Raw genomic sequence first — 3,020 nt, forward strand, 5'->3', positions numbered from 1 at the left:
ATCCAGCTGGGGGCCATCTTGAGCGTCATCGTAATTTACTTTAACAAGCTGAATCCTTTTGCCTCATCAAAAAGCAAGCGGGAAAAAGGACAGACTTGGCAGATCTGGTTCAAGGTCATCGTGGCCGTCCTGCCGTCAATCATCATCGGCCTACCGCTGAATGACTGGCTGGAAGAAAACATGACTTCCTGGCAAGTAATTTCCGCCACCTTGATCATTTACGGTGTCCTCTTCATCATCTTGGAAAACTACTACGCCAAGCGTCAGCCAAGCTTGACCGACTTAAACAAGATGAGCTACAAGACGGCTCTCTTGATCGGCTGCTTCCAGGTCTTGTCCATGATCCCGGGGACTTCCCGGTCTGGGGCAACCATCCTGGGGGCCATGCTGATCGGCTCAAGCCGCTACGTGGCAACTGAGTTCTCCTTCTTCCTGGCCATCCCGACCATGTTCGGGGCTTCACTTTTGAAGCTGGTCAAGTTCTTCAAGGCCGGCCACGTCTTTGTCGGCAACCAGCTGGCCATCCTCTTGGTCGGCATGGTCGTCTCCTTCATCGTGGCCTACCTGTCAATCAAGTTCCTGCTGAAGTACGTGCAGACCCACGACTTCAAGCCATTTGGCTGGTACCGGATTGTTTTGGGGATCATCGTCATCATCTGCGGTCTGGTCTTTGCCTAATACTTGTATTCACGCGAAAATATGCTATGATTATTGCTTAAGGATAGCAAGCTAGAGGACGGTGAATAAACATGTTAAGTTTGCTTTGCTTACTATTTATTTTGTGGCTTTGCTGGAAGATGGGCGTGGCCCTCTGGCGGGTTCTGATCTTTTTGATCGGGGTCGGCCTGGCCTTTGCCTTAATCAGCTCAGTAGTTTTGCCGCTGCTGGCCATCTGTGCCCTTGGGGGCCTGGCCTGGGCAGTAATCTCAAACGCGTAAAAAATAGATACAGACAAATAACAAAAGGAGACAGGACTGCCTGTCTCCTTTTTTGGTATCTGGATTATTATTCTGCTTCCTGCTTAAGCTGGCGCCACAAGCCCTGCATGTCTTCCGGGTCTGGAATCTGGATTTCCCTCTCTTCCCCGCTGAAGGGGTTGGGAAAGGCCAGGTAGAAGCAGTTTAGGGCCTGGCGGGCAAAAGCATCCCTGGCCCCGTAAAGGTCGTCTCCATAAAGAACGTGGCCGATAGACGCCATGTGGATCCGGATCTGGTGGGTCCGGCCGGTTAATAGGCGGAGCTCAACCAGGCTGGCTCCTGGGACCTGGTCGATCACCCGGTATTCAGTCAAGGCCCTTTGCCCGTTCGGGTTGACCTCCCGTTTAACTGTGTCGCCCACCCGGGCCAGGGGCTTGTCGATCAAGCCGCTTAAATCTCCTTCAGCGAAGTTGCCATGTACGATTGCGTGGTACTTTTTGATAAAAGCATCCTTGCCCAGCTTGCTGAAACGGTCATGGGCGATGGCGTTCTTGCCTAAGAGGACCAGGCCAGAAGTGTCCTGGTCCAGCCTAGTCACGATGTGGGGCTTGACATAGGCTGGGTTGACCCCTTGCTTTTCAAAATAAGCCAGCACCCGGTTAATCACCGCGTCTTCAGCATGAAAACCGGAAGGAATCGATAATAGGCCAGCGGGCTTGTTGATTACCAAATAATCGGCCGTTTCTTCAACGACGGCCAGAGGCCGGCGGGAGACCTTCAGCCAGGGGTTGACTGGCTCTTGCCCCATCAAGAAGTGGACCACGTCCCCTTCTTTTAGCCGATAGCTCCCGTTTCTGCGGTGATGGTTAACCAGCATCATCCCGCCGTGGTTCTTGCAGTTGTTGACGGCCCGGCGGGAAAAGCCTTTTTTCAGCAAAAAATGACTCAGCTGGCCTGGGTCATTTTTCTCAACAATCATTTTGTATACTTGCACTATCTGTCACCAATGAAGGCGTCGTTGACCCGCTCCCAAAAATGGTGGTGGCCATACTGGTAAAAGCGAATCTCTTCCGCCGCTATTCTGTAATCTACTTTCTGCACATCGGTCAGGTTGATTCTTTCCCCATCGACGATTACAACCGCCCGGTCGGAAATCTTCGGCACGATGGTGATCCATTCATCCGGTGCGATAACAACGGGCGAGCCCACCGTCCGGAAGACCAGGTTGTTGATCGAAGCGATTTCCGTCAGCTGCAGGGCCTTGAGGCGGGGGTGGATCACCGCTCCGCCCAAGGACTTGCTGTAGGCCGTTGACCCGGTCGGAGTTGACACGCAGAGCCCGTCACCCCGGAAATTCTCAAAGCGCTCGCCCCCGAGCCAGACCTCAGCTTCCATGGTCTTGGAAATCCGCTTGATTGAGGCTTCGTTTAGGGCCAAAAAGCGCCGCTCCCCGCAGCTGGTGGTTACCTTCATGTCCAAAAGCGGGTAGCCCACCTCATTTTCTTCAACGGGGTGGCTGGCCAAGGCATCAACCAGCTTCTCCATGTCATAGTTCCGCCAGTCGGTATAAAAGCCTAAGTGGCCGGTGTGAATGCCGGCAAAGCAGACCTTGTCCAGCTGCTGCTTGTACTTGTGAAAGGCAGAGATCAAAGTCCCGTCACCGCCGACGGAAATTACCAGGTCGGGATGCTGCTGGTCCTGCAAAATGCCTTTTTCCGCGAGCAGCACCTGCAGGTGCCGGACCGCCACCTGGGTGGTCACGCGGTCATTGTGAACGATAGCTACTTTCATGACTTTTCCTTGCCCTTGTTCTTGGTAAAGATCTTCTGGGCTTCCTTGACCTCGTTTCTGATCGAGGACATCTCTTCATCCAGCTGGTAGGCCGCTTCCGCCGTCCGCTTGAGCCGCTCAGAAATATCTTCCGGGTAGGCCCCCTGGTACTTATAGTTCAAGGTATGCTCTACCGTGGCCCAGAAGTTCATGGCCAAAGTCCGGATCTGGATTTCCGCCAAAAGGCGCTTGGACCCTTCTGGCAAATAAACCGTGTAGGCCACCACCATGTGGTAGGACCGGTAGCCGGACGGCTTGGCGTTTTGAATATAG

The 3,020-nt window shown here is 53.6% G+C and carries 5 protein-coding genes; 2 read left to right on the plus strand and 3 right to left on the minus strand.

The genetic code is table 11. From position 1 onward, the window contains the following. Both ACI32D_RS02390 and ACI32D_RS02395 read left to right on the plus strand, forming a co-directional pair. A partial coding sequence (locus ACI32D_RS02390) for an undecaprenyl-diphosphate phosphatase (protein WP_439775056.1) occupies positions 1-678 on the plus strand: 678 nt, incomplete at its 5' end. A gap of 71 nt (positions 679-749) precedes the next feature. Further along, on the plus strand, positions 750-938 hold the full coding sequence (locus tag ACI32D_RS02395) for a hypothetical protein (RefSeq protein ID WP_270447475.1): 189 nt from the start codon (positions 750-752) through the stop codon (positions 936-938). Positions 939-1,005: 67 nt separating this feature from the next. Here ACI32D_RS02395 and ACI32D_RS02400 read toward each other — a convergent pair whose 3' ends face one another. From ACI32D_RS02400 to ACI32D_RS02410, 3 genes are all read right to left on the minus strand, one after another. Then, complete coding sequence (locus ACI32D_RS02400) at positions 1,006-1,896, minus strand: RluA family pseudouridine synthase (RefSeq protein ID WP_439775057.1); 891 nt, start codon at positions 1,894-1,896, stop codon at positions 1,006-1,008. Positions 1,897-1,910: 14 nt separating this feature from the next. Beyond that, positions 1,911-2,708, minus strand: coding sequence for an NAD kinase (locus ACI32D_RS02405; protein WP_439775058.1), 798 nt, complete (start codon positions 2,706-2,708; stop codon positions 1,911-1,913). Next, positions 2,705-3,020: GTP pyrophosphokinase (locus ACI32D_RS02410; RefSeq protein WP_439775059.1), on the minus strand; the 316-nt coding region annotated here is incomplete at its 5' end. The genes ACI32D_RS02410 and ACI32D_RS02405, both read right to left, overlap by 4 nt.

Origin of the sequence: Lactobacillus sp. (assembly GCF_051873315.1) — a bacterium.
GTDB lineage: Bacteria > Bacillota > Bacilli > Lactobacillales > Lactobacillaceae > Lactobacillus.